Source organism: Streptomyces sp. NPDC042364, assembly GCF_056437585.1.
The window spans coordinates 171,382-194,097 of sequence record NZ_JBWKAJ010000003.1 but is presented as its reverse complement, the minus strand read 5'-3'; the positions used below and the strand labels follow the sequence as shown (position 1 = coordinate 194,097).

The following is a 22,716-nucleotide window of genomic DNA, read 5'->3' as shown; positions in this document are numbered from 1 at the left end:
GGTATTCCGGTACTTCTCGGCTGTCTCTTCTACTACTTCTTTACACGAACAGTCTTTGTGGACCGGGTCTCGAGCGTCATCTCGTCGGCCTCCGTGACCTTCGCCTTCAGTCGCACAGTACCTGTCGCCGCGTCGACCACGTCCACCACCTTCGCAAGCAGTTTCGCAGTATCCGCGTTCCCCGACGCGCTCGCGAGCTGGACAGCCCGCCCCAGCTTGGCCGTCGCTCCGTCGATATCACCCGCTTTGCGGGCGTCCAGACCCTGTTGGATGACTTGTGCCAGTTCGGCCTGGCCGGTGTAGTGGGCGACCTGGGGGTTGATCGAGGTGGACGCGGCCATGTCGTCGGTCCACACGGCCTTCACCAGACCCTGGGCGCCGAGGTTCTGCGCGCCGCCGTCGGGCTGCGGAACGACCAGCGACACACGGGCCGCGAGCATCTCCTGCCCGAGGGACGCGGCCGGGACCTCGACGCACACGTGGTAGTCACGGGACTCGTCCCCCCACGAGCCGGTCGGATAGTCGCCGGCGCGCGGGCCGGCTTCGGCGCGACGGTCCGTCAGGTCCACGACGGTGGGGGCGACTTGCTTCACGAACCTGATCTGCGTGCCGACCGGCGTCCACAGCCGGAGGGCGACGTCCGCGACCTCCTTGCCCATGGTCGCCTCCATGATCTGGGTGAAGTCCGCGGACAGGGCGGCCGGGTCGGCGACGATGTCGGCGGTGCCGAGGAGGGCCGAGGCGATCGCGGTGACCTCCTTGACCTCCCAGTCGGTGCCCACTCCACGCGCGTCACAGGTGAACCGTCCGGCACAGGCGTCCAGCGCGGCCCGCAGATCCTCGGGAGACTCGTGCTCGTTGCGGCCGTCGGTGAGCAGGATGCCGTGGCGTATCTCGACGTCGGCGGAGGCAAGCAGACGGTCGGCGAGCTTCAGCCAGGTGCCGATCGCGGTCCCGCCGCCCGCGCTGAGCCTGCGCAGCGCCTGCTTGGCCTGGTCCCGGGTGGCGGGCTCGGCGACGGCGAGCCGCCCGCCGCCGGGGTAGACCTCACGGGCCACATGGGTGCCGTCGATCACCGCGAAGTGGACTCCGTCGCGCAGGGTGTCGATCGCGGCGGCCGTGGCGTCGCGGGCGTTGCGCATCTTGGTCGGGGGGTAGTCCATCGACCCCGAGCAGTCGACCATGATCGCCACAGCGGCGGACGGGCCCTGGCCGGGCGTGTAGAGGTGCGGCGCGGTGACCGCGTTGCCGACGGTGCCGCCGCCCGTCGCGCTCACGGTCACGATCGCGTTGACCTCGCGGCCGCCCTCCGGCAGGTACTCGTTCTGGTACACGTCCACCGAGAACTGCGGCACGTTCGACTTCGAGAAATTGGCCATGCCTACTCTGATCCCCCTAGCGGCCCCACAGCACGTGGGGTGATGACTGTGCGTGCCTGTGCACGGACCGGTCCCCTCCGGTCCGCCGGCCGTTCCCGTCCGGCCGCCGAGGCGCCCGCGAGTCCCCGCCCCGCGAGCGTCCTCAGGCCGATCCTGCCCCCTGGGACGGGGCCGGGAACGGCAGGACGGCCACTGTTACGTTGTCGTGGCCACCACCGTCCAGGGCCCGGCCGACCAGGACCTGTGCGCAGTGCAGTGGGCGCCGGGCCGCGTCGAGGGGGACGGCCTCGGCCATCTCCTCGGCGGCCTCCGCGTAGTTCCACAGCCCGTCGGTGCACACCACCACCACACCCGGCCGGTCGGGCTTGAAGGAAGCGGTGTGCGGCTCCAGTTCGTAGGCGTCCGCGCCGAGCCAGCCCGTGATCGCGTGGGCGCGCTCGTCGGCGTAGGCCTCGGCCTCGTTCATCAGCCCCGCCGCCACCATCTGCGCGGCCCACGAGTCGTCCTCGGTGAGCCTGGCCGAGGGAGCCCCGCGGTCCACCGGCACCCAGTAGGCGCGACTGTCGCCGACCCAGCCGACGACGAGCAGATTCGCAGTCACGACGGAGCCGACGATGGTGCACGCCGGCGCGTTCTGGTGCGGGGCGTGTTCCTCGGCCGTCTCCGGTTCCTCGGCGAGGGCGTTCACCGCCTTGGACGCGGCGACGATCGCGTCGTGCATCGCCTGCTGCGGGTGCGTGCCGCGCGGCAGGGACTCCAGCAGCGTCTCGTTGGCGGCGCGGGCCGCGGCGAGCGAGGCGTCGTCGGGGCGGGTCGCGGAGGACACACCGTCGCAGACGATCGCGACGACCGCGGGGGAACCGTCGGGCAGCGCGGTCGTGGAGACGGCGAACGCGTCCTCGTTGCGGTGGTGGCGCAGCCCCCGGTCGCTGACCGCGGCGACCGCGCCCAGTTCCTGCTCCATGTGGTCGCGTTCACGCGGCTGGGCGTGCCCGCAGTTCTCGCAGTAGCCGTCCCGGTCGACATGGCCCGCGCGGCAGGCCACGCACAGCTTCATGCCGGCCGGCGGGGTGGCGAGGTCGGTGGCGCGGGGGTCCGGCGGCAGGGGCGCGGCCAGCGGGTACTCGTCGGGCTCGCTGGGCCGGTCGAAACGTACGCCGCGGCCGGGGCCGGACAGTTCGCCGCCGCCGGAGTCGGTGCCCGGGATGTCGGTGGGGCGGACCACCGGCGGGGGCGTGTCGGAGCCGGGCTCGGACGCGACGGGCCAGGCCACGGACGCGGCCCCGTCCGGCACGTCGCCGGCCGTCCCGTTCATCGTGAGCGTCGGGTGGTCCTCCGGCGGTGCCGGCACCGCCGAGAGGTCATGGCCGCACGCACCGCAGAAGCGGTCGTCCGAAGCGAGGGGCCACTCGCAGATCGGGCACTTCGTCAGCGCGGTCGGCTGGGGCATCTGCGACATGAACTACACCCACGTCCGGGGGCGGTAACGGTTGGCACGTTCCACCAGGTCGATCCTCTCCTCGCCGCCTTGCGCGAGCCGGGCCAGCGTGCGGTACGCCCGCTCCAGTCCGAAGCGGAGGCCACGCTCGTCCAGTGCGCTGCCGAGCAGCGTCCGCTCGCCGCCGGCCGGGGGTACGGAACCCTGGCTACCGGAGAGTACCCAGTCCAGGGCGCAGCCGAGGACCTCTGTGGACAACTGCTCGCGGCGCACCGCGTCCAGACCGTACCCGCCGAGCGCCTCGACCTGGCCCGCGGCGGCGGTCAGGTCGTCCAGGAACGGCGCGCCCGGGGCGGCCCCGGACGCGGGCGCCGGCTCCGTACGGTGTCTCAGCCGCGCCCGGACGGCGGCGACCCGGGCGGCGGTGTAGTGGATGGACGCCTCCGGCACGGACTCCAGGACGAGCACCGCGTTCTGCCGGTCCCCGGCGGTCAGCCGCACCCGGGCGAGCCCGAACGCGGCGCTGACGAAGCCGGGGTCGGTCGTCCACACCAGCCGGTAGTACTCGGCGGCGTTGTCGAGCTGTCCGAGGACCTCCGCGCACAGGCCCAGGGCCAGCTTGGGGGCCGGCTCGCCCGGGAAGGCGTCGTAGATCGCGTCGAAGGACAGCGCGGCGTTCTCGTGGTCGCCGGTCGCGAGCGCGGCCACGCCCCGGTACCAGACCACCCGCCAGTCGTCGGGGTGGTCCCGCTCCAGGGCGTCCAGCGTGGCCAGCGCGATGGTGAACTCGCCCATCTCCAGGCGGGCCCGCAGCTCGCGCAGCCGCAGCTCCAGCGAGCCGGTGGGCGCCGCGTGCAGCGCCGTGATCAGCTCGCTCGGGGCGGAGGTCATGAGGCCGGCCAGGAACCCGGCGTTCGGGTCCCCCGGGTCCACCCGCGGGACGGGCAGCGCGAGTGCCGCGGCGGCGGTGTCCAGGGGCTTGGTGAGCCGTGTGGAGGCGGGCAGGTGCGGGCCGGCGGTGAGTAGGGCAGGCGTACCGGAGGCGGAACCTCCGTTCCCCGCGGCCGCCCTGCTCGGCCTCGGGACCCTCCCCGACGGCACCGGCCGCGTCCCCAGGCGGGACACGTCCCCGTCCAGCGTCGCGAACAACTCCGTGTCCGTGACCTTCACTTCCGGGCCGAAGAGCGTCGACAGCGCCGGGCGGGCGCGGCCCGTCTGGAGGGACACGACCTCCCGGAGCACACCCGTGAGCTGCTCCGACATCTCCTGCGCGGAGGCGAACCGGCGGGCCGGGTCGGGGTCGGTGGCCCGGACCAGCAGCCGGTAGAAGGACTCGTACTGGCGGAAGACCTCGATGGTGTCCGGGTCGGGCAGGGAGTCCACGAAGACGTTCGTGTAGCCCTGGAAGTCGAAGGTCAGCACCGCGAGCGTACGGGCGACCGTGTAGAGGTCGGAGGCCACGGACGGGCCGACGTCGGCGACCTCGGGCGCCTGGTAGCCGACCGTGCCGTAGATGGCCGACTCGTCGTCGTCCATCCGGCGTACCGCGCCCATGTCGATCAGCTTCAGCTGGTCCTCGGTCTGGATCGCGTTGTCGACCTTGAAGTCGCAGTACAGCAGGTTGCGGCTGTGGAGGTGGCCGAGGGCCTCCAGCGCCTCGATGCCGTACGCGCAGGCCTGCTCGACCGGCAGCGGATCGCGGCGCCCGTCCGGGGTGCGGCGGCCGTTGGCGATCTCCTTCAGCGACTTGCCGCCGACGTACTCCATGACGATGTACCCGTCCAGCGAGCCGGTGCGCTGGTCGAGGTGCTCGACGAAGTTGTAGATGCGGACGATGTTGGAGTGCTCGATCTCGGCGAGGAAGCGCCGCTCGGAGATCGCGGCGGCCATCGCGTCCTGGTCCCCGGTGTCGAGCAGACCCTTCAGCACGACCCAGCGGTCCGACACCGCGCGGTCTATGGCCAGATAGATCCAGCCCAGACCGCCGTGCGCGAGACAGCCCACGACCTCGTACTGGCCGCGCACGATGTCACCGGCGTGCAGCTTCGGCACGAACGAGTACGGGTGGCCGCACTTGGTGCAGAAACCCTCCGTGCGTCCCGGCCGGTCGCCGCGGGCCCGCCCCACCGGCGCACCGCAGTCCGAACGCGAGCAGAACCGCTTCCGCTCCGGGACCTCGGCGGTCTCCAGGACCATCGAGCGCGGGTCCGGGCGCGGTACGTCCGGCACCTGGACGAGACCCACCCCGAGCCGGGCCCGCCCCGAGGAACTCGTGGTCTTCCCCGAGCTGCGCACCGACACCGAGCGGCCCGTCGACGCGCCCGACAGCGCGCGCGAGAGCCGGCCCGAGACCGAACGCCGCGACTGCGCGGAGCGCGCGGACGACCGCGAGGAACGCGAACTGGAACCCGAGCCGCGCGAGCCCCGGCCCCCGGTGATGCCGGTGGCCGGGGAGGAGACCATGCCGCCGGCCGAGACGACCGGCGCCAGACCGCAGGTGTCGCAGTACAGCTCGCCGCCGCCCATGTCCTCGTACGACCCCGAGCAACCGGGCCGCTGGCACGACTGCTGCTGACCCTCTCCGCCTGGCTGACTCACGCTTCCTCCCCTGCCCGGTCCTGGGGCTCCGGCCGGCCGGCCACCGGCGCGCCCAGCAGCTCCGCCACCGCGTGCTGGTAGCGCAGCACCGCCTGCTCGGCGACGCGCAGGTCGCAGGGCGCGCTCCACAGCATGCGACGCGCCGCGTCGTACCGTTCCACCAGCAGCGAGTCCTCCGCGAGGCCGTGCCGGGCGACCTTCGCCTTGTACGCGTCGAGCCGCCCGCGCAGCTCGGCGCGGACCGCCAGCGGCGCGGTCACCGCGGTCAACGACTCGCGGGCCCGCAGCAGTTCGTCGTCCGCCTTCTGCTCCAGGGACTCCAGGAGCGGGGACAGACGGTGCCACTGCCCGTGTCTGCGGTACTCGGCCGCCAGCGCCAACTGCTCCTGGAGCACCGTCGGCGGACCGCTCACCACGGGCACCTCCGTCGCCGCGATCTTCGCCAGTACCTCACCGCGTGCGCTGCGCGCCTCGGCGAGCGTACGGTCCGCGCGGCTCAGCACGTCCCGGAGTTTCACCAGCCGCGCCTCCGCGTCCTGCCGGACCGTCAGTACGGCCTCGATCTCCCGCCGTACGTCGTCCAGGGCGCGCGCCTCACGGTCGTACGTCGAGGTGTCCGGGCGGCCGCCGCCGGGAGCAGAACTCCCCGGTGCCGGCAGCCAGTAGGCCAGTGGGTCGGAGATGACCTCCTCGCGCAGCCTGGTCAGGGTGCGGGTGATCCGCTCCAGGTCGTCGCCCGCCGGGTGCTCGCCGGGGCGTACGCCCACGGAGTGCGCGAGTTGGCGGGTGCGCTGGAGCTCGGCGGCCAGTAAATCGATCCGGGCGGGCAGCGCGGACCACACCGCGTCCGCGGCGACGACCATGTCCAGCGACGACGCGTACAGGCCGTTCATCCGGTCCACCAGAGCGGACAGGGAGAACTGCTCGCTGAGCCGGCCGTTTCCCCGGAGCGCCGGCGCGTTCGCCATGGCGGTCGTGGAGCCCGCGACGGTCACGGCCTCCCCGCGCAGCAGCTCCGTCAGCTCCACCAGGTCCTCACGGCTGGACCAGCGGCGGCGCGAACGGATCTCGCGGGCGCTGCGCAGCGCGTCCGAGTACGCGTCGAAGTACGCCCACAGCAGGGTGATCGACGCCTCCGTGGACTCCCAGCGCTCCTTGGTGACACCGGTCAGCTCTGCGCCCTCGAGCAGTCTGCGGCCCGCGTGGTCCTGGAGGGCGAGGAGCGAGGTCTCGATGGCCTCGTGCTCAGCGCCGAGCCGCGCCAGCGCACGGTCCACCTCGTCCCGGTCCATCACCGGCCCGGTGGATCCCGCGACGCCCATCGATCACCTCTCGCTGCTGTCGGTGTCGGTCAACTTGCCTTGTCAGTCCCGGTACTTCTGGCCGGCCGGTGGACGGGACCCCGTCGAGTCGTCGCCCAGGGTCGCGGACAGCCAGTCGTCGTACGACTTCTGCCAGCCGTCCTTGAGGTAGTCCTCCAGAACCTGGTTGACCCGGCGTACCAGATCCTCCGCCTCGAGATTCATCGCCACGCCGTAGTACTCCGTGGTGAACGGCGTGCCCATCAGCTTGACCGTCGGGTCCTGCGCCGCCTGGCTCGCGGCGAGCGCCCCGTCGGTCACCACCGCGTCGACCTCGCCGAGCTGGAGCCTCACCAGACAGTCGAGCTGGTTGGGCGGGTTGACGGAGGTGATGTCGGCGGACGCGACGAGCCTGCCCGAGTCCTGGTCGGCCTTCAGGGTCTCCAGCGCGGTGGAGCCGCTGGCCGAGCAGATCCTCTTGTCCGCCAGCGTCTTGTCATAGCCCTTGACGGTCGAGGACTTGGGGACCAGGACCTGCTGGCCGGTCCTGAAGTACGGCTGGGAGAAGGCGACGTCCTTCATCCGGTCGCAGCTGATCGTCATGGTGCGGACCACCATGTCGACCTGCCCGTCCTGGATCGCCTTGACACGCTGGTTGGTGGGGATCGCGCGGAAGCGCACCTTCGTCTCGTCGCCGAGGATCTCCTCGGCGATGCGGTGCGCGATGTCGATGTCGAAGCCCTCCAACTCGGCCTTGCCCTCGACGTTGTTCGGGTCGCGGTAGCCCCAGCGGTAGCTGTTCTGGTCGACGCCGACCGTGATGAAGCCGTTCTTCTTGATCCTGGTGATCGTGCGGCCGGACTCGTCCGACGAGGGCCTGAGGCTGCGGTTCTGGGGGTCGCGCTTGACCTTGCAGTCGTCCGCCCGGGCCTGTTCGCCGTGGGCGACGCCCTGGCCGCCGGTGCCGGCCGGGCCGCCGGCGCGGGTCCCGCTCACCGGCAGCACCAGGGCGAAGATCACGGTCAGGGCACAGAGGACCGCCATCGCGCCCACGCCGCCCCAGCCCCTGAGGCCTGCCCGCAGGCGTCGTACCGCTTCCATCGCTCCTCCTTCCACCGTGTCCCCTCCCGTCGGTCTCACCGGTACTCCGAGAGCCTGCGCCCGATGCCCAGCACCGCGCCCGCCGCGCCGAGCACGGCCAGGACGGCGGCGCCGACGGGGAGCCCGGTCATCGCGTCCAGACCTCCCCTGGCCGCCTGCTCGAACTCCCTCTTCTCATGCCCGAGTGCCGTGTTCAGGTTGTCGTCGACCTTGTCGAAGCACTCACCCGTCGGCTTGTCGCCCGCCTCGCAGTCGGGTGTCGCCGTGCCGCCGATCACCTGGTCGAGGGCGCACTGGTACTTGCCCTCCTCGTCGGCCGTGCGGGCGCTGCCGTGGCGGTCCTGCCACACCTCCATGTTGGCGACGGCGGCCTTCACGGGCTGTGCGCCCTTGTCGTCGTCGGCGAGCCTCCCGGCGGCGGCCAGCCGTGACGCGAGCGCCTTCATCTCCACCGTGAACCTGTGGTCGAACTTGTCGACGACGACACCCTTCTCGGTCTCCTCGGTCTCCGCGCCCCGGCTGATCAGCGTCAGGTTCTCGTTGCCGCGGGCCTTGAGGGAGGCGATACGCGCGTCGTTCAGCACGGTCAGGGACCGTACGCCGTGGTCGTAGGAGTCGTGGAGGCCGGAGCGGGCGAGGGTGTGGCCGGCGACCAGCCACAGCAGGACGACCGTGGATGCGGCCGTCGCCGCGACCAGACCGTGGTTCAGCACCCGGTTGGTGTGCCGGTAGTTGCGGCGCTGCGCCCAGACGAGGGCGCCGAGGGCGACGGCGCCGAGGGCGATCGCGGCCCACGGGTACGACGTCGCGTCGGCGTAGTCGTCGCGCAGCCGCCGGTTCTCGTTGTCGTAGATCTTCTGGGCCTTCGGCAGCATCCGGTCCTGCATGATGCTGTTCGCGTACCGCAGATACGCGCCGCCCAGCGGGTAACCCAGCCGGTTGTTGGCGCGGGCCCGCTCGATCAGGCCCTTGTACTTCGGCAGCAGGGCGTTCAGTTCGGCGACACGCTTCGCCGACTCGGAGCCCGGCTCCGAGGCCGCGGCGGCGGTGGCGAGGCCGTCGGCGGCCTCCCCGATCTCCCGTTCGTATCTGGCGCGCGACTCCGGTGTCTCCTGGCCGCCCGCGAGGAATCCGCTGGAGGCCGCCGTGTTGGCGTCGGCGAGGGAGCTGTACACGCCGGCGGCGGCGGAGCTGAGGGGCTGGCTGCTCGTCAGTACGTCATCGGCGGCCGTCGCGCGGTCGTTCATCTGCCAGGCGGTGACGGAGCCGAACGCGACGACCAGCAGGGCGAGTACGGCGCCGATGATGCGCAGCCTGCCGGGTTCGGTCGTCGCGGCGGCGCGCAGCCGGTCGAGACCCTCGGCGAACGCCGTGCGGCGGGGCGGGCCGCCGTCCGGCACGGGGGACGGCAGCGGGGACCTGGACGCGGGTGCGGCCTGCGGCGGCACGGAGGGGCTCGGACCCGGGCCCGCGGGCGGTGCCGGCGGCGGCGCGCTGCCCTTCGGCGTGTATGTCACCCGACCTCCCCCTGGTCATCCGTCCATCACTTCCGCCCGGGACACGGGCAGAGGTGCACGGCCGCAAGTATCGCCGCCGGGACCGACATCCGCACAGGCCCTGACTCGATCTTGTTCCCCGATCGTGTCTTGGATGCTGCGCCGGGCGAAATCCTGCGTGACGGAAGGCTTCCCGCACCACCCCCCGCACATGAATACGCCTGCCGGATGGGTTCGGTTCCCGCAGGGTTCGAACGTGTTCGGGGAGGGGTGCGGGGGCGGACCACGGCGGTGGAGCGGTGACTCAAGGGGGCTTGGGCGCGGCGCCTCACCGGCCTTCGAAGTGGGCCCGCACGCGCGCGTGCACCTCTTCCTCCGCGCCCAGCCGGTCCAGGCCGAGCAGCGCGGCGCCCAGAACCGGTGCGGCCGTGACCACGTGGGGGACCGCCTTGGGGGCGGCGGCGGAGAGCAGGTCGCGCACCCGGGCGTCGAGGCGGGGATGGCGGGCGGCGAGGACGCCCCCGCCGAGGAGGACGGGGGTCTGCTCGGCCAGGAGGTCCAGGCGGGTGAGTGCCACCGTGGCCATGGAGACCACCTCCTCGGCCAGCCGGTCGACCAGGGAGCCGGCGACCGGGTCGCCGGCCGTGGCCGTGGCGAAGAGGACCGGGGTCAGTTCGTGGCGGCGGCGGTTCGGGATGCGCCCCAGATGGAGGGCCTCGATCAGGGCGTACACGGACTCCAGACCGAAGTGCGCCGGCAGGGTCACCGCCAGCGCGGTCGGGCAGCCCCGGCCGTCCTCGGCTCGGGCCGCGTGCCACATCGCCTCCTCTGCCAGGCCCCAACCGCCGCCCCAGTCACCGGAGATGCGGCCGAGCGCGGGAAAGCGGGCGGTGCGGCCGTCGGGGCGCATGCCGACGCAGTTGATGCCGGCGCCGCACACCACGGCCACGCCCCGCGGCTCGGCCACACCGGCCCGCAGGATGGCGAACGTGTCGTTGCGGACCTCCACGGACGCGCCCCACGCACGCGCGTGCAGCGCGGCCGCCAGCCGCTCCTCCTCGACGGGGAAGTCCGCGTTGGCGAGGCAGGCCGACACATGGCCGACCGCCGTGACCCCGGCCGCGGCGAACGCCTCCCGCACCACCTCCGCGAGGGCGTCCACAGCCGCGGTCACCCCCACGGCCGGCGGCTGGAACCCGCCCCCGTGCGCCGTCGCCAGCACCTCCCCGCCGGACCCGATCACCGCGACATCGGTCTTGCTGTTGCCGGCGTCGACGGCCAGCACACCGGCCCGCCCCCGGCCGCGGGCCACGCCGCCGACCGCGCTCGCGACAGCGCCCGGGCCCGCGTCCGCCCCGCCCCCCGCTCCTCCGTCGCTCACGCCCACGCGAGGTGCTCCCTGTTGTGCGCGATCAGCCGGTCGGTGAGGGTGTCGGCGTAGGCGTACTGGCCGATCAGGGGGTGGGCCAGCAGCGCGCGGAAGACACGGTCGCGGCCGCCGAGCAGGGCCGCGTCGAGGGCCAGGTCCTCGTACGCGGTCACGTTCGCCATCAGGCCGGCGAACAGCGGGTCCACGGGCGGGACGGGCAGTGGGGCGACGCCCATCGGGCCCACGGCCGCCTGGACCTCGATCACCGCGTCGGCGGGGAGGAAGGGCAGCGTCCCGGAGTTGTACGTGTTCACCACCTGGTACGGGCTGCCGCTCCCGCCCAGCAGGCCCGCCGCCAGGTCCACCGCGGCCTCCGAGTAGTACGCGCCGCCGCGCTTCGCGAGCAGCGCCGGCTTCTCGTCGAGGGCCGGGTCGGCGTACATGCCGAGCAACCGGCGCTCCATGTCCGCTACTTCGGCGGCGCGCGACGGCTTCGTGCGCAGCTCCCGCACGACCTCGTCGTGGGCGTAGTAGTAGCGCAGGTAGTAGGAGGGGACGACGCCGAGGCGGTCGAGGAGGGGGCGGGGGAGGCGGAGGTCGGCGGCGATGGCGTCGCCGTGGTCGCTCAGCAGCTTCGGGAGGACGTCCTCGCCCGAGGGCCCGCCGAGCCGTACACCGGTCTCCCAGGTGAGGTGGTTGAGGCCCACGTGGTCCAGACGGACGGCGGCCGGGGCGACGCCCAGGTACGCGGCGAACTTCCGCTGGAGTCCGATCGCCACGTTGCACAGTCCGACCGCCCTGTGCCCGGCGCGGAGCAGGGCGCGGGTCACGATGCCCACGGGGTTGGTGAAGTCGATGATCCAGGCGGCCGGGTTGGTGCGGCGGACCCGTTCGGCGATGTCCAGGACGACCGGGACCGTGCGCAGCGCCTTGGCGAGGCCGCCGGCGCCGGTGGTCTCCTGGCCGACGCAACCGCACTCCAGCGGCCAGGTCTCGTCCCGTTCGCGGGCGGCCTGCCCGCCCACCCGGAGCTGGAGCAGGACGGCGTCGGCGCCCTCCACCCCCCGGTCCAGGTCGGCGGTCGTCACGATCCGGCCGCCGTGCCCCTGACGGGCGAAGATCCGGCGGGCCAGGCCGCCCACCAGCTCCAGGCGCTCCTCGGCCGGGTCGACGAGCACCAGCTCCTCGATCGGCAGGGTGTCCCGGAGCCGGGCGAACCCGTCCACGAGTTCGGGTGTGTAGGTCGACCCTCCGCCGACCACAGTGAGCTTCATATGCGTATCAACCCTTTACTCCGGTCAGGGTGACGCCCTCGACGAACGCCTTCTGGGCGAAGAAGAACACGAGGATCACGGGGGCCATGACCAGGACGGTCGCGGCCATGGTCAGGTTCCAGTCGGTGTGGTGCGCGCCCTTGAAGGACTCCAGGCCGTAGGACAGGGTCCAGGCGGCGGGGTTCTCGGAGGCGTAGATCTGCGGGCCGAAGTAGTCGTTCCAGGCGTAGAAGAACTGGAAGAGGGCCACGGCCGCGATGCCCGGTCTGGCCATCGGCAGGACGACCCGCAGCAGGGTCCGCAGCTCGCCGCAGCCGTCCACCCGGGCCGCGTCCAGGTACTCGTTCGGGATTGTCGTCAGGAACTGCCGCAGCAGGAAGATGGAGAACGCGTCCCCGAACGCCATCGGGATGATCAGCGGCCAGAGCGACCCCGACAGGTCGAGCTGCCTGGCCCAGAACAGGTACATGGGGATCACGACCACCTGCGGCGGCAGCATCATCATCGAGATGACCAGCATCAGCGCCAGACCGCGGCCCCGGAAGCGGAACTTGGCGAGCGCGTACGCCACGGGGACGGACGACACGACGGTGAGGACGGTGCCGAGGCCCGCGTAGACCAGGGTGTTCCGCCACAAGGTCAGAAAGCCGGGGGTGCCGAGGACCTGCCGGTAGTTGCCCCACTCCCAGGTGTCCGGGACGAGATCCCGGGTGAGCGCCTGCTGGTCGCTCATCAGCGACGTCAGGACGACGAACACGAAGGGCAGGGTGAAGAAGAGCGCGGCGGCGACGCCGAGCGAGTGCACGGCGATCCACTCCAGCATCGCCCGGCGGCGGGCCCCGCGTTCGCTCCCGGTGCCCTGGGACCTGGTCGTGGACGCGTCCACGCGGACGGGCTTGTCGAGTACCCGGGACATCAGTCGGCCGCTCCGATCAGTCCGCCCCGGCGCCGCATCAGCAGCGCGGTGAACGCTATGGACAGCGCGAACAGCACCAGCGCGACCACACAGGCGGCGCCGTAGTCGAAGCGCTGGAACCCGAGGTTGTAGACGAGCTGGGGCAGGGTCAGCGTCGACTTGTCGGGGTAACCCGGCTCGAACTGCTGCCCGGAGCCGCCGATGATCCCGGAGGCCACCTTCCCGGCCACCAGCGGCTGCGTGTAGTACTGCATGGTCTGGATCACGCCCGTGACCACGGCGAACATCACGATCGGCGAGATGTTCGGCAGCGTCACGTACCGGAACCGCTGCCACGCCGAGGTCCCGTCCAGCTCGGCGGCCTCGTACTGCTCCTTCGGCACGTCGAGCAGGGCGGCCATGAAGACGACCATGAGGTCGCCGACCCCCCACAGCGCGAGCGCGGTGAGCGCCGGCTTGGACCAGGCGGGGTCGGTGAACCAGCCCGGCGTCGGCAGCCCGAGCCCGTCGAGAAGGGAGTTGACCGGCCCCGTGCCCGGGTTGAGCAGGAAGACGAAGGCCAGCGTCGCCGCGACCGGCGGAGCGAGGTAGGGCAGATAGAAGAGGGTCCGGAAGACGCCCGTGGCGGTCCTGATCCTCGTGATGAGGAGGCCGACGCCGAGGCCGAACACCACCCGGCAGGTCACCATCACCAGCACCAGCCAGAGCGTGTTGCGCAGGGCCGGCCAGAAGAGGGGGTAGTCCGCGAAGACGTAGGCCCAGTTGCCCGGGCCGCGGAAGACGGGCGTCCCGAAACCGTCGTACCTCATCAGCGAGAAGTACACGGTGGACACCAGCGGATAGGCGAAGAAGACACCGAACCCGATCAGCCAAGGTGACAGGAAGGCCACCGTCCGAAGCGCCGACCTGCGGTGCTTCGCGCGGAGCGTGCGTGTGGACGCGTGCGGGGTGTGCGCGGGGGTGCGGCGGGGCGTGTGGGCGGGCGTGTGCGTGGCCATCGGAGGCTACTTCGCCTGCTCGATGTCGGTGTCGATCTGCTCGGCGGTCTTCTCCAGCCCCTCCTGGAGGTCCTTCACCTTGCCGGACTCGTACCGGTAGCCGAAGTCCTGCAGCGTGGTCTGGTACGTCGAGCCGTTGACGGAGGCCGGCGGCGTGTTCGACTCCGGGTGCCGGGCGATGTCCAGGAACGTCCTGAAGCCCGGGTCCGCCTTCAGCTCCGGCGACTTCAGCGCCGCGTAGGTGGAGGGCACGTTGTGGATGGCGTTGGCGAAGGAGACCACGGCCTCGGTGTCCGTCGTCAGGTACTTCACCAGCTCCCAGGCCGCGTTCTGCCTCCGGCTCTGCGGGGCGATGCCGATGATCGTGCCGGAGAGGAAGCCCTTGCCGTACTCGTCGACCTCGTCGTCCGCCACCGGCAGGGGCGCGGTGCCGATCTCGAAGTCCACCCCGGCGGCCTCGGCCATTCCGAGCCGCCACTCACCGTCCAGCTGCATGGCCACCTGCCCGGTCTGGAAGGGGTGCTTGGCGCCCCACTCGTCGCCGAAGGTGTTGCGGTACTTCTCCAGCTTCGCGAAGCCGCCCAGCGAGTCCACCAGGCTCTTCTGGTACGTGAACATCTCCGCGAACGCCGGGTCCCTGGCGATGTTCGACTTGCCGTCCGCGTCGAAGTAGGCGTGGTCCCACTGGGACATGTAGTGGTCCACGACCGTCTCGTAGCCGTGGTAGTTCGGCATGAAACCGAGCTGCGCGTAGCCGTCGCCCTCGGGCCTGGTCAGCTTCTTGGCGACCTTCGCGAACTCCGACCAGGTCTTCGGCGGCGACGTGATGCCCGCCTTCTCGAACGCGTCCTTGTTGTAGTAGAGCCCGTAGGCGTCACCCAGCAGCGGCAGGGCGCACCGGGTGCCCTCGAACTGCGTGTAGTCCAGCATCGGTTTCGGGATGATCTTGTCGAGGTCGAGCTTCGACTTCTCGATGAACGGCTTCAGATCGAGGAACGCGCCGGACGAGCAGAACTTGCCGACGTTGGACGTGGTGAACGACGACACCACGTCCGGCCCGTTCGAACCGCCCGCCCGCAGCGCCTGGTTGAGCTTGTCGTCGTTGATGTTCCCGACGACCTTGACGGTGATGTTCGGGTGCGCCTTCTCGAACCGGTCCACGTTCTGCTGGATCGCCTTGACCTCGGCGGGCGCGCTCCAGCCGTGCCAGAAGGTGATCGTCGTCCTGGCGTCGGGGTCGTCGTTCGCGCCGGCCGGGGACTGCCCGGTGCAGGCGGTGGCGAGCAGGGCGAGGGAGGCGGAGGTGGCGAGAGCGATCGCCGCGTTCTTGGATATTCCGGGCATGGAGGGGCCTCCTGAGGAAGGAGTGGGCGAGGGGAAGGGAGGTGGGAGAGAGGGGAAGGGAAGGGAGGAGCGGGCCGGGAGTCCCTGCGGGGACGCGGGCTGTGAGGGGGCGCGGGGCTGCGGGGATGTGCGGCCCCGCCGCACGGTGCGACCGGCGGCGAGCCCTCAGCCGTCGGACGGCCTCGGGGTCGGCCCGTGGCTGTCGGGGGCCTCGGGGCCGGCCGGTAGCTGTCGGGTGGCCTCGGGGGCCGGTGTATTCAGCGGAGCGTCAACGTGTCGAAGACCTCGTCCCGAGTGGTGGCGAGCGCACTCTCCAACGCCCCCCGCAGCACGGGACGTTCGAGCACGTCACCGAGGACGAGCCGCGGCCGGGACGCGGCGAGTTCGCCCAGCTCGCCCTGGACGAGGGCGCGCAGGCGCTCCCCGCCGGAGGTGAGCGCCGAGCCGCTCAGGACGATCAGCTCGGGGTCGAGCACGGACACCACTGAGGCCAGCCCGGTCGCGACGCGTGTCGCGTACGTGGCCAGAAGCCGCCGGTGCGGACCGGAGTCCACGTCGGCGGCCCGTCCCACGAGTTCCGCCGCGACCTCGGCGTACGACCCGTCCGGCACCGGCGTGATGCCCAGCTCCCGGGCGAGCCGGGGGATGACCTGCGAACCGGCGAGCTCCTGGAAGCCCCCGCTGTTCGCCTTGGTGACATGGCGGACCAGCGGCACTCCGGGAACGGGCAGGAAGCCCACCTCCCCGGCACCGCCGGTGAACCCGCGGTGCAGCCGTCCGCCGAGGACGACCGCCGCGCCGATGCCGCCCTCGTTCCACAGCAGGACGAAGTCGTCGTGGCCCCTGGCCGCGCCCAGCCGTTGTTCGGCGAGTGCGACGAGGTTGACGTCGTTCTCGTACTCCACCGGCATCGGGAGCGCGGCGGCGATGTCGTCGAGCAGTGCGGGGGAGTGCCAGCCCGGCAGGTGCGAGGCGTAGCGCAGCCGACCGGTGGTGGGGTCGAACGCGCCGGGCGTGCCGATGACCAGGCGGCGCACGTCGGATCGCACGAGCCCGGCGGCCTTGACCGCCCCGTCGAGCGCGGCGGTGACCTGGCGTACGACGGGCTCGGCCGGGCGCCGTCCGGGGGTGGGGACGGCGTGCTCGCTCACCGTGCGGCCGGTGATGTCGGCGACGGCGGCGAGGACGCGCTCGGGGGTGACGTCGAGGCCGGCGGCGTACGCGGCGGTCGGGTTGACCGCGTACAGCTGGGCGCTGGGTCCGGGCCGGCCCGCGCCGGAGGCGCTGTCGCCGGGGCCGTCGGTGCCGGTGGCGATGACCAGCCCGGCGGCCTCCAGTCGGGCGAGGAGCTGCGAGGCGGTGGGCTTCGACAGCCCGGTGAGCCTGCCGATCCGGGTCCGCGACAGTGGCCCGTGCTCCAGCAGCAGGTCGAGCGCGGCGCGGTCGTTCATGGCGCGCAGTACGCGAGGGGTTCCAGCCATGGGGAGCGTCACCGCCGAACTATTAGGAAGGTTTCCTATCGGATGTCAGGAAGATAGGACTAGACCAGGGGGGAGTCAATGGGGGCCGGAAGAAAAAGGGCCCCCGGGCAACGGAGTCGTTGCTGCCCGGGGGCGGTGCCCGCGACGCGGGACGGGGGTTACCGCACGTCGACGTAGTCGCCGGCGGACGTCTTGGCCGCGGTCGTCGACGTGCCCGCGAACGTGTAGCGGTAGGAGCCGTCCTTCGCGGCCCTGACCGTGGTGGACAGGGCGCCACCGGTGCCGGAGGTCACCGTCTTCACGTCGGTGTAGGCGGTCGCGCCCTTCGCCTTGAACTGGAGCGTCACCTTCTGGTCCCGGTAGCCCGTGTAGCTTCCGGTCTCCCAGTTCGCGCGGGTCAGGGCTCCCTTGACGGTCAGGGTCCCGCCCTTGGCGACCGGCTCCGGGGCGGCGTTCACGGTGAGCCTGGCGGCGCGCTGGAGCTTGGCGGTGCCGAGGTTGCCCCAGACGTCGAAGCCGTTCTCGAAGCTGATGTGGTCGTCGGAGTCGTCCTCGTCGACGGACGTGTGGCCGTAGACGGCGGCGACCTTCCAGGTGGTGGCGTCCGCGGCGCTCATCAGGCTCTCGCGCGGGTCGATGGTGACCTTGGTCGCGCAGGACTGCGTCACCGTGGTCTCCGTCGTCGCCGTGGTGGTGCAGACGGGCTGCTTCGCGGAGCCGTCCAGCCCGTTCGCGGGGCTCGCGAGCCGGCCCCGGTACAGGGCGATGCCCAGGAAGTTCTTCTCGTAGTCGATGACGAGGTCCGACGGGCGGGTGAAGCTGTACGCGACCGGGACGGTCACCGTGTCCTGCGTGCCGACCACGATCGGCTTGCCGTTGTTCACCGTGACGGCGCCGAAGCTCAGGTCCGGCGAGTCGGCCAGGGCGGCGGGCGCGGCGAGGCCGGTGAGAGCCAGGGCGCCGGAAACGACGGCACCTATGGCGAGCTTTCGCATGAATTCCCCACAATCGGAGCGGACCCCCGGGCGTTGCGCTCCAGAACAAGGGTCCGCCGTTGGGGTGACACTAAACGATCACCGATACGTGGGGAATGCGGGATACCTGTGAAGACGGGGGTGGAACGCCCGGTCAGGCGGACGCGGACGCGGACGCGGGCGTTCCGGAAGGGGTGGCGGCATCCGCGCGCCGGACGCCCCTCGGCCGGCTGTCCGGCGGGGGCGTCCGGCGATGCGAAGGCCCGGACCGTCAGGCGGAGATGCCGTCGATCCGGGCCAGAGCGTCGTCCGCGCCGTACGGCTGGAGGTAGGGCAGCCAGCGCGGGTCCCTGTGGCCGGTCCCGATGATGCGCCAGGCCAGGCCGGTGGGCGGAGCCGGTTTGTGGCGCAGCCGCCAGCCGATCTCGACGAGATGGCGGTCGGCCTTGACGTGATTGCAGCGACGGCATGACGCGACGACGTTGTCCCAGACGTGCTTGCCCCCGCGGCTGCGCGGGATGACGTGGTCGACGCTGGTTGCGACGCCACCGCAGTACATGCACCGGCCCCCGTCACGCGCGAACAGCGCCCGACGGGTCAGAGGAACGGGCCCCCGATAGGGGACCCGGACGAATCGCTTGAGCCGGACCACGCTGGGTGCGGGGACTGTGACGGTCGCGCTGTGCATGAAGGCGCCGGATTCCTCCAAGGAGACGGCCTTGTTCTCCAGGACGAGGACGAGCGCGCGGCGGAGCGGTACGACGCCGAGCGGCTCGTACGACGCGTTGAGGACCAGGACATGCGGCACGGATGCCTCCTTGTACGCCGGCGGCGCGTGGCTCGCGCCGTGGACGATCCGTAGTCAGTCTCCCCTCCGGCCTGGTGGAAGCGCCACCATGTCCCGGTAACGGGCTGGGAGTGTTTTCGACCACACGTGGATTCATCCCCCGCTGCGTGCGCCCTTCACTCCCTGGTGAGCGCCCTGTCTCCCTCGAACGTCGCTACGACCTCCACACAATGCCCCGTTAGTGTGGTGGGTCTGCCCCTCCGGTGACCTATCCGTGACCTGATTGATCTTGACCGCCGTACCGGGGGGCGGATAACGCACCTGGAGGTACCCGCCGTGTCGCCCGTTTCGTCCCTGCCCCTCCTACCGGCCGCCGCATCGCCGTCGCCGTCCCCCTCGGAGACGCCGACGACCCCCGCGGTGCCCACCCTGGAGGACGCTCAGGAGAGCGCGACCAACGCCGCCAGCTGGGTGGAGGAGAACTGGTCCACATGGCTGGCCATCGGTCTGCGCGTGCTGCTGATCGTGGTGATAGCGGCGGTGCTGAGAGTGGTGGTCCGGCGGGCGATCACCAAGCTCATCGACCGGATGAACCGCTCCGTGCCGACCGCCGAGGGCTCCACCCTCGGCGGGCTGCTGGTCAACGTCGAGCGCCGCCGCCAGCGCTCCCAGGCCATCGGTTCGGTGCTGCGCTCGGTGGCGTCCTTCCTGATCCTGGGCACCGCCGCCCTGATGGTGCTCGCCACCTTCGAGATCAACCTCGCCCCGCTGCTGGCCTCCGCCGGTGTCGCGGGCGTCGCGATCGGTTTCGGTGCCCGCAACCTGGTCACGGACTTCCTCTCCGGCGTCTTCATGATCCTGGAGGACCAGTACGGCGTCGGCGACACCGTCGACGCGGGCGTCGCGTCGGGCGAGGTCATCGAGGTCGGCCTGCGCGTCACCAAGCTCCGCGGCGACAACGGCGAGATCTGGTACGTCCGCAACGGCGAGGTCAAGCGCATCGGCAACCTCTCCCAGGGCTGGGCCACCGCCGGCGTCGACGTCACGGTCCGCGCCGACGAGGACCTCGACCGGGTCCGCCGCACCCTCATGGAGGTCGGCGAGGCGATGAGCAAGGAAGAGCCCTGGAACGAGCTGCTGTGGGGCCCGATCGAGGTCCTCGGCCTGGACGACGTGCTTCTGGAGTCGATGGTCGTCCGCGTCTCCGCCAAGACCATGCCGGGCAAGGCCCTCACCATCGAGCGCGAGCTGCGCTGGCGCATCAAGAAGGCCTTCGACGCCGCCGACATCCGCATCGTCGGCGGCATACCCGCACAGCCGGACGGCCCGGCCGACGATCCTGCGGCCGCCGTCTCGCCCCCGTCGGTGTACGCCAACTCGGCCTCTCCCCAGTCGGAGCGGGCCACGCCGATCACGCCGTCGGGAGTGCCGACGAAGTAGGCGCACGACGCGCCGCGGTCGCCCGGCGGCCCGCGCCCGCTCGTGTACGACAGTGGGGGCGCCCGGAGAAATCCGGGCGCCCCCACTGCTTTGCCACGCCCCGGGGGGACCCCCGTACCTCCCAGGGCGTGAGCGGGCGACGGGACCGCATCGACGGCCGCCCCTCGCACGGTCTCCGCCGCGGCCTCTGCCGCTACGCGTACCGCAGCTCGCCCGGCCGCACCGACCGGCGCAGCAGGGGCAGCGACGTGGCCGCCGCCAGCAGGCAGGCGCCGAACACCACGACGGGGACGAGCAGCGCGCCGAACGGCAGGACCGAGGCGCCGCCCATGACGATGGCGTAGGCGAAGGCGATGCCCGTGCCGCCGACCCCGGCCACCAGCAGCGACGGCACCAGCGGCAGTGCCGTCTCCAGGAGCACCGCGCGCCCCAGCACCTCGTACGGCACCCCGGCGGCGACCTGGGCGGCGAGACCCCGGCGCCGGGTGGCGAGCGACTCGGCGGTGCCCACGGCCAGCGCGAGCAAGGTGATGGCGAAGCCGAGGACGATCGCGGCGGCGGTGAGGTTCAGGCCGGTGATGTAGAAATCGTCCCGCTCCGACAGATACTCGTACTTCTCGATGTGCGCGAGCAGCGCCGCGCGCACCCCGACGAACCCGCTGCCGACGACGGTCCCCATCATCACCGCCGCCTGGGTGCGGGCCGCCGACCAGGGGTCCTGGCGGAGCCGCTCGGCGGCGATCAGCACCGCCGGGTTCCCGGTGCGGCCGGAGAGCACCTTGCCGGTGAGCTTCGAGACCCCGCCCGACAGCAGCACCGCGCCCGCGCCCACCGTCAGCAGCGCACCGAACAACGTCAGCGGTGCCGACTTGAAGGTGTCCTCCGGCATGTCCATGTAGGTGAAGGCGACGGCGGCCAGCGCCACGAGCACCAGAAGTGCCATCGCCCCCAGGAACACCCACTGCGGGCCCCGGCCCGTGCTCGGCCCCACCCGCCGGACCCAGCCCAGCGGGGAGGCCACCACACGGCGCAGCGCCAGCACGCTCACCAGTGCGCCCACGACGGGCACGCCCAGCGAGACCAGGACGATCCCCGCCCAGGCGAGGGCGGAAGGGCTCCGCCACTCGCGCAGCAGCGCCAGCACGAAGAAGACGGTGACGACCAGCGAGCCGATCAGACAGGCGATCCCGGTCTCCAGCGCCGCGATCCGGCGCACCTGCCCCGCCGACGCCCCGGCCAGCCGCAGCCCCGCCAGCCGCCGGTCCCGGTGCACGGCGCCCACGCGGGCACACTGGCCGAGGAATCCGAGCACCGGGACCAGCAGGAGCAGCAGCGTCAGGATCACTCCGGAACGCTCGCCGGGGTTGTTCAGCAGCCCCTCGGTCACCGGAACCCGGTAGCGCCCCTGGAGGGAGGCCAGCACGGCCGCCGCCAGCCCGAGACCCGTCGCCAGCGCGGCTCCGAGCGCCGTCAGGGTCACCCGCCACCACTCCCGGCGGTCCGAGCCCCGCGTCAGCAGGACGGCGAGGCGGACGTCGTTCGCGAGGGCCTTCAACGCGACACCCCCAGCGGCGCCCCGGCCTCGGAGACCACGACGCCGTCCTCCAGCGTGACCTCGCGGTCCGCGTACGCCGCGGTCTGCGCGTCGTGCGTGATCAGCAGCACCGACGTACCCGCCTCCCGGGCCGTGTGCACCAGCGCGGCCATCACCTGCTCGCTCGCCAGCGAGTCCAGCGCCCCGGTGGGCTCGTCCGCGAACACCACCCTCGGCCCCGTCACCAGGGCCCGTGCCAGCGACACCCGCTGGGCCTGGCCGCCGCTCAGCTCGCCGGGCCGCTGCTCCTCCTGGCCGCGTACACCGAACCGCTCCAGCCACTCACCGGCCCGCGCCCGCGCCTCGCCGCGGGCGGTGCCGGCCAGGAGCAGCGGCAGCGCCACGTTGTCCACGGCGGTCAGCTCCGGGATCAGCTGCCCGAACTGGAAGACGATCCCGAAGTCCGTCCGGCGCAGCTCGCTGAGCTGCTTCTCCGGGAGCCGGTCCAGCCGCTTCCCCGCGTACGCCACCGAGCCCTCGTCCGGCCGGGCGATCCCCGCCAGGCAGTGCAGCAACGTGGACTTGCCGCTTCCGCTGGTCCCCGTGACGGCGAGGATCTCGCCCTCACGCAGTTCCAGCGAGGCGCCCCGCAGGGCCTGCGTCCTGCCGTGCGCCTTGACGAGGCCGCGGGCCGCGAGGAGCGGCACCGGGCCCGGGTTGTTCTCGCTCATGCCGGATCGACCTCCGCGGTCAGGTTGGTGAGCCGGGCCGCGGTGGTGTTCATCCAGCGGAGATCGGCGTCGAGATGGTTGAGGGCGTAGTCCGCCGAGAGCACGCTCGCGAGGTCGGCCGACGGCGCGGTCTTCACAGCGGTCAGCTCGCGCATCCGTTCCATGTGGGCGGTGCGCTGCGCCCGGAGATACGCGGCCGGGTCGCCGTCGGCGAGGATCGACACGACGAGCTTGGCGAAGATCTCGTTCGTCACGAACGGCACGGGCGGCGCGATCTCACCGGCCCACCTGGCCAGCTCGCGCGCCCCCTCGCCAGTCGAGCGGTACACGGTCCGCTCCGGGCCGCTGTCCGCCTCCGTGCCGTCGACCTCGGCGAGGCCGTCGCGGACCAGCCGCTGGAGGGTCGTGTAGACCTGGCCGTAGGCCAGCGGACGAGCCTGCGGGAAGCGTTCGTCGTGCCGTCGCTTCAGGTCGTAGCCATGGCTCGGCCCCCTGGCGAGCAGCCCCAACAGGATGTGACGGGTGCTCATGGAGATCAGTATGCACTGAGTACAT

18 protein-coding genes are annotated in these 22,716 nt (G+C 72.0%); 1 reads left to right on the top strand and 17 read right to left on the bottom strand.

Going from position 1 to position 22,716, the window contains the following annotated elements; genetic code table 11:
* Positions 1–32: 32 nt before the first annotated feature.
* The 14 genes from AC067N_RS07390 to AC067N_RS07325 form a co-directional block, all read right to left on the bottom strand.
* Positions 33–1,379 (bottom strand): vWA domain-containing protein, encoded by a 1,347-nt coding sequence (locus tag AC067N_RS07390; RefSeq protein ID WP_478677933.1) that lies wholly within the window; start codon positions 1,377–1,379, stop codon positions 33–35.
* A gap of 142 nt (positions 1,380–1,521) precedes the next feature.
* Entirely contained in the window at positions 1,522–2,838 is a 1,317-nt protein-coding gene (locus AC067N_RS07385) for a PP2C family protein-serine/threonine phosphatase (protein ID WP_478677932.1), read from the bottom strand.
* Positions 2,839–2,841: 3 nt separating this feature from the next.
* Positions 2,842–5,343, bottom strand: coding sequence for a serine/threonine-protein kinase (locus tag AC067N_RS07380; protein WP_478678289.1), 2,502 nt, complete (start codon positions 5,341–5,343; stop codon positions 2,842–2,844).
* Between the two features lie 68 nt (positions 5,344–5,411).
* Positions 5,412–6,737 (bottom strand): hypothetical protein, encoded by a 1,326-nt coding sequence (locus AC067N_RS07375; protein WP_478677931.1) that lies wholly within the window; start codon positions 6,735–6,737, stop codon positions 5,412–5,414.
* A gap of 42 nt (positions 6,738–6,779) precedes the next feature.
* Positions 6,780–7,817, bottom strand: a complete 1,038-nt coding sequence (locus AC067N_RS07370; RefSeq protein ID WP_478677930.1) for a glutamate ABC transporter substrate-binding protein — start codon at positions 7,815–7,817, stop codon at positions 6,780–6,782.
* Between the two features lie 35 nt (positions 7,818–7,852).
* Positions 7,853–9,334 carry a hypothetical protein gene (locus AC067N_RS07365; protein WP_478677929.1) on the bottom strand — a complete coding sequence of 494 codons (1,482 nt, stop codon included), beginning with the start codon at positions 9,332–9,334 and terminating at the stop codon, positions 7,853–7,855.
* Positions 9,335–9,641: 307 nt separating this feature from the next.
* Positions 9,642–10,598, bottom strand: coding sequence for an N-acetylglucosamine kinase (locus tag AC067N_RS07360; protein WP_478678288.1), 957 nt, complete (start codon positions 10,596–10,598; stop codon positions 9,642–9,644).
* Positions 10,599–10,690: 92 nt separating this feature from the next.
* Positions 10,691–11,956 carry a 6-phospho-beta-glucosidase gene (locus tag AC067N_RS07355; RefSeq protein WP_478677928.1) on the bottom strand — a complete coding sequence of 422 codons (1,266 nt, stop codon included), beginning with the start codon at positions 11,954–11,956 and terminating at the stop codon, positions 10,691–10,693.
* A gap of 7 nt (positions 11,957–11,963) precedes the next feature.
* Positions 11,964–12,872: a carbohydrate ABC transporter permease gene (locus AC067N_RS07350; protein ID WP_478677927.1), complete on the bottom strand. Its 909-nt coding sequence runs from the start codon at positions 12,870–12,872 to the stop codon at positions 11,964–11,966.
* Positions 12,872–13,870, bottom strand: a complete 999-nt coding sequence (locus AC067N_RS07345) for a carbohydrate ABC transporter permease (RefSeq protein ID WP_478677926.1) — start codon at positions 13,868–13,870, stop codon at positions 12,872–12,874. Before AC067N_RS07345 ends, AC067N_RS07350 begins: the two co-directional genes overlap by 1 nt.
* Before the next feature lie 6 nt (positions 13,871–13,876).
* The gene (locus AC067N_RS07340; protein ID WP_478677925.1) at positions 13,877–15,214 is read right to left on the bottom strand and encodes an ABC transporter substrate-binding protein; all 1,338 of its coding nucleotides are present in this window, start codon (positions 15,212–15,214) and stop codon (positions 13,877–13,879) included.
* Between the two features lie 257 nt (positions 15,215–15,471).
* On the bottom strand, positions 15,472–16,695 hold the full coding sequence (locus AC067N_RS07335) for an ROK family transcriptional regulator (RefSeq protein ID WP_478677924.1): 1,224 nt from the start codon (positions 16,693–16,695) through the stop codon (positions 15,472–15,474).
* A gap of 158 nt (positions 16,696–16,853) precedes the next feature.
* Positions 16,854–17,690, bottom strand: coding sequence for a hypothetical protein (locus AC067N_RS07330; RefSeq protein ID WP_478677923.1), 837 nt, complete (start codon positions 17,688–17,690; stop codon positions 16,854–16,856).
* A gap of 250 nt (positions 17,691–17,940) precedes the next feature.
* On the bottom strand, positions 17,941–18,477 hold the full coding sequence (locus AC067N_RS07325; RefSeq protein WP_055538384.1) for an HNH endonuclease: 537 nt from the start codon (positions 18,475–18,477) through the stop codon (positions 17,941–17,943).
* A gap of 315 nt (positions 18,478–18,792) precedes the next feature.
* On the opposite strand from AC067N_RS07325, the gene AC067N_RS07320 reads away from it, so the two are divergent.
* Entirely contained in the window at positions 18,793–19,896 is a 1,104-nt protein-coding gene (locus AC067N_RS07320; protein WP_478677922.1) for a mechanosensitive ion channel family protein, read from the top strand.
* 193 nt (positions 19,897–20,089) lie between these two features.
* On the opposite strand, the gene AC067N_RS07315 is transcribed toward AC067N_RS07320, so the two are convergent.
* From AC067N_RS07315 to AC067N_RS07305, 3 genes are read right to left on the bottom strand one after another with little or no spacing between them, the layout of a single operon-like run.
* Positions 20,090–21,451: an ABC transporter permease gene (locus tag AC067N_RS07315; protein ID WP_478677921.1), complete on the bottom strand. Its 1,362-nt coding sequence runs from the start codon at positions 21,449–21,451 to the stop codon at positions 20,090–20,092.
* Positions 21,448–22,161 (bottom strand): ABC transporter ATP-binding protein, encoded by a 714-nt coding sequence (locus AC067N_RS07310; RefSeq protein ID WP_478677920.1) that lies wholly within the window; start codon positions 22,159–22,161, stop codon positions 21,448–21,450. The genes AC067N_RS07315 and AC067N_RS07310 overlap by 4 nt, the downstream gene beginning before the upstream one ends.
* Complete coding sequence (locus AC067N_RS07305) at positions 22,158–22,691, bottom strand: PadR family transcriptional regulator (protein ID WP_478677919.1); 534 nt, start codon at positions 22,689–22,691, stop codon at positions 22,158–22,160. Before AC067N_RS07305 ends, AC067N_RS07310 begins: the two co-directional genes overlap by 4 nt.
* Positions 22,692–22,716: the final 25 nt, after the last annotated feature.

What these genes read in the sequence shown, in the direction of transcription:
- AC067N_RS07390 (WP_478677933.1), bottom strand. Translation starts at nt 1,379, where the DNA reads ATGGCCAATTTCTCGAAGTCGAACGTGCCGCAGTTCTCGGTGGACGTG.
- AC067N_RS07385 (WP_478677932.1), bottom strand. Translation starts at nt 2,838, where the DNA reads ATGTCGCAGATGCCCCAGCCGACCGCGCTGACGAAGTGCCCGATCTGC.
- AC067N_RS07380 (WP_478678289.1), bottom strand. Translation starts at nt 5,343, where the DNA reads ATGGGCGGCGGCGAGCTGTACTGCGACACCTGCGGTCTGGCGCCGGTC.
- AC067N_RS07375 (WP_478677931.1), bottom strand. Translation starts at nt 6,737, where the DNA reads ATGGGCGTCGCGGGATCCACCGGGCCGGTGATGGACCGGGACGAGGTG.
- AC067N_RS07370 (WP_478677930.1), bottom strand. Translation starts at nt 7,817, where the DNA reads ATGGAAGCGGTACGACGCCTGCGGGCAGGCCTCAGGGGCTGGGGCGGC.
- AC067N_RS07355 (WP_478677928.1), bottom strand. Translation starts at nt 11,956, where the DNA reads ATGAAGCTCACTGTGGTCGGCGGAGGGTCGACCTACACACCCGAACTC.
- AC067N_RS07350 (WP_478677927.1), bottom strand. Translation starts at nt 12,872, where the DNA reads ATGTCCCGGGTACTCGACAAGCCCGTCCGCGTGGACGCGTCCACGACC.
- AC067N_RS07345 (WP_478677926.1), bottom strand. Translation starts at nt 13,870, where the DNA reads ATGGCCACGCACACGCCCGCCCACACGCCCCGCCGCACCCCCGCGCAC.
- AC067N_RS07340 (WP_478677925.1), bottom strand. Translation starts at nt 15,214, where the DNA reads ATGCCCGGAATATCCAAGAACGCGGCGATCGCTCTCGCCACCTCCGCC.
- AC067N_RS07335 (WP_478677924.1), bottom strand. Translation starts at nt 16,695, where the DNA reads ATGGCTGGAACCCCTCGCGTACTGCGCGCCATGAACGACCGCGCCGCG.
- AC067N_RS07330 (WP_478677923.1), bottom strand. Translation starts at nt 17,690, where the DNA reads ATGCGAAAGCTCGCCATAGGTGCCGTCGTTTCCGGCGCCCTGGCTCTC.
- AC067N_RS07310 (WP_478677920.1), bottom strand. Translation starts at nt 22,161, where the DNA reads ATGAGCGAGAACAACCCGGGCCCGGTGCCGCTCCTCGCGGCCCGCGGC.
- AC067N_RS07305 (WP_478677919.1), bottom strand. Translation starts at nt 22,691, where the DNA reads ATGAGCACCCGTCACATCCTGTTGGGGCTGCTCGCCAGGGGGCCGAGC.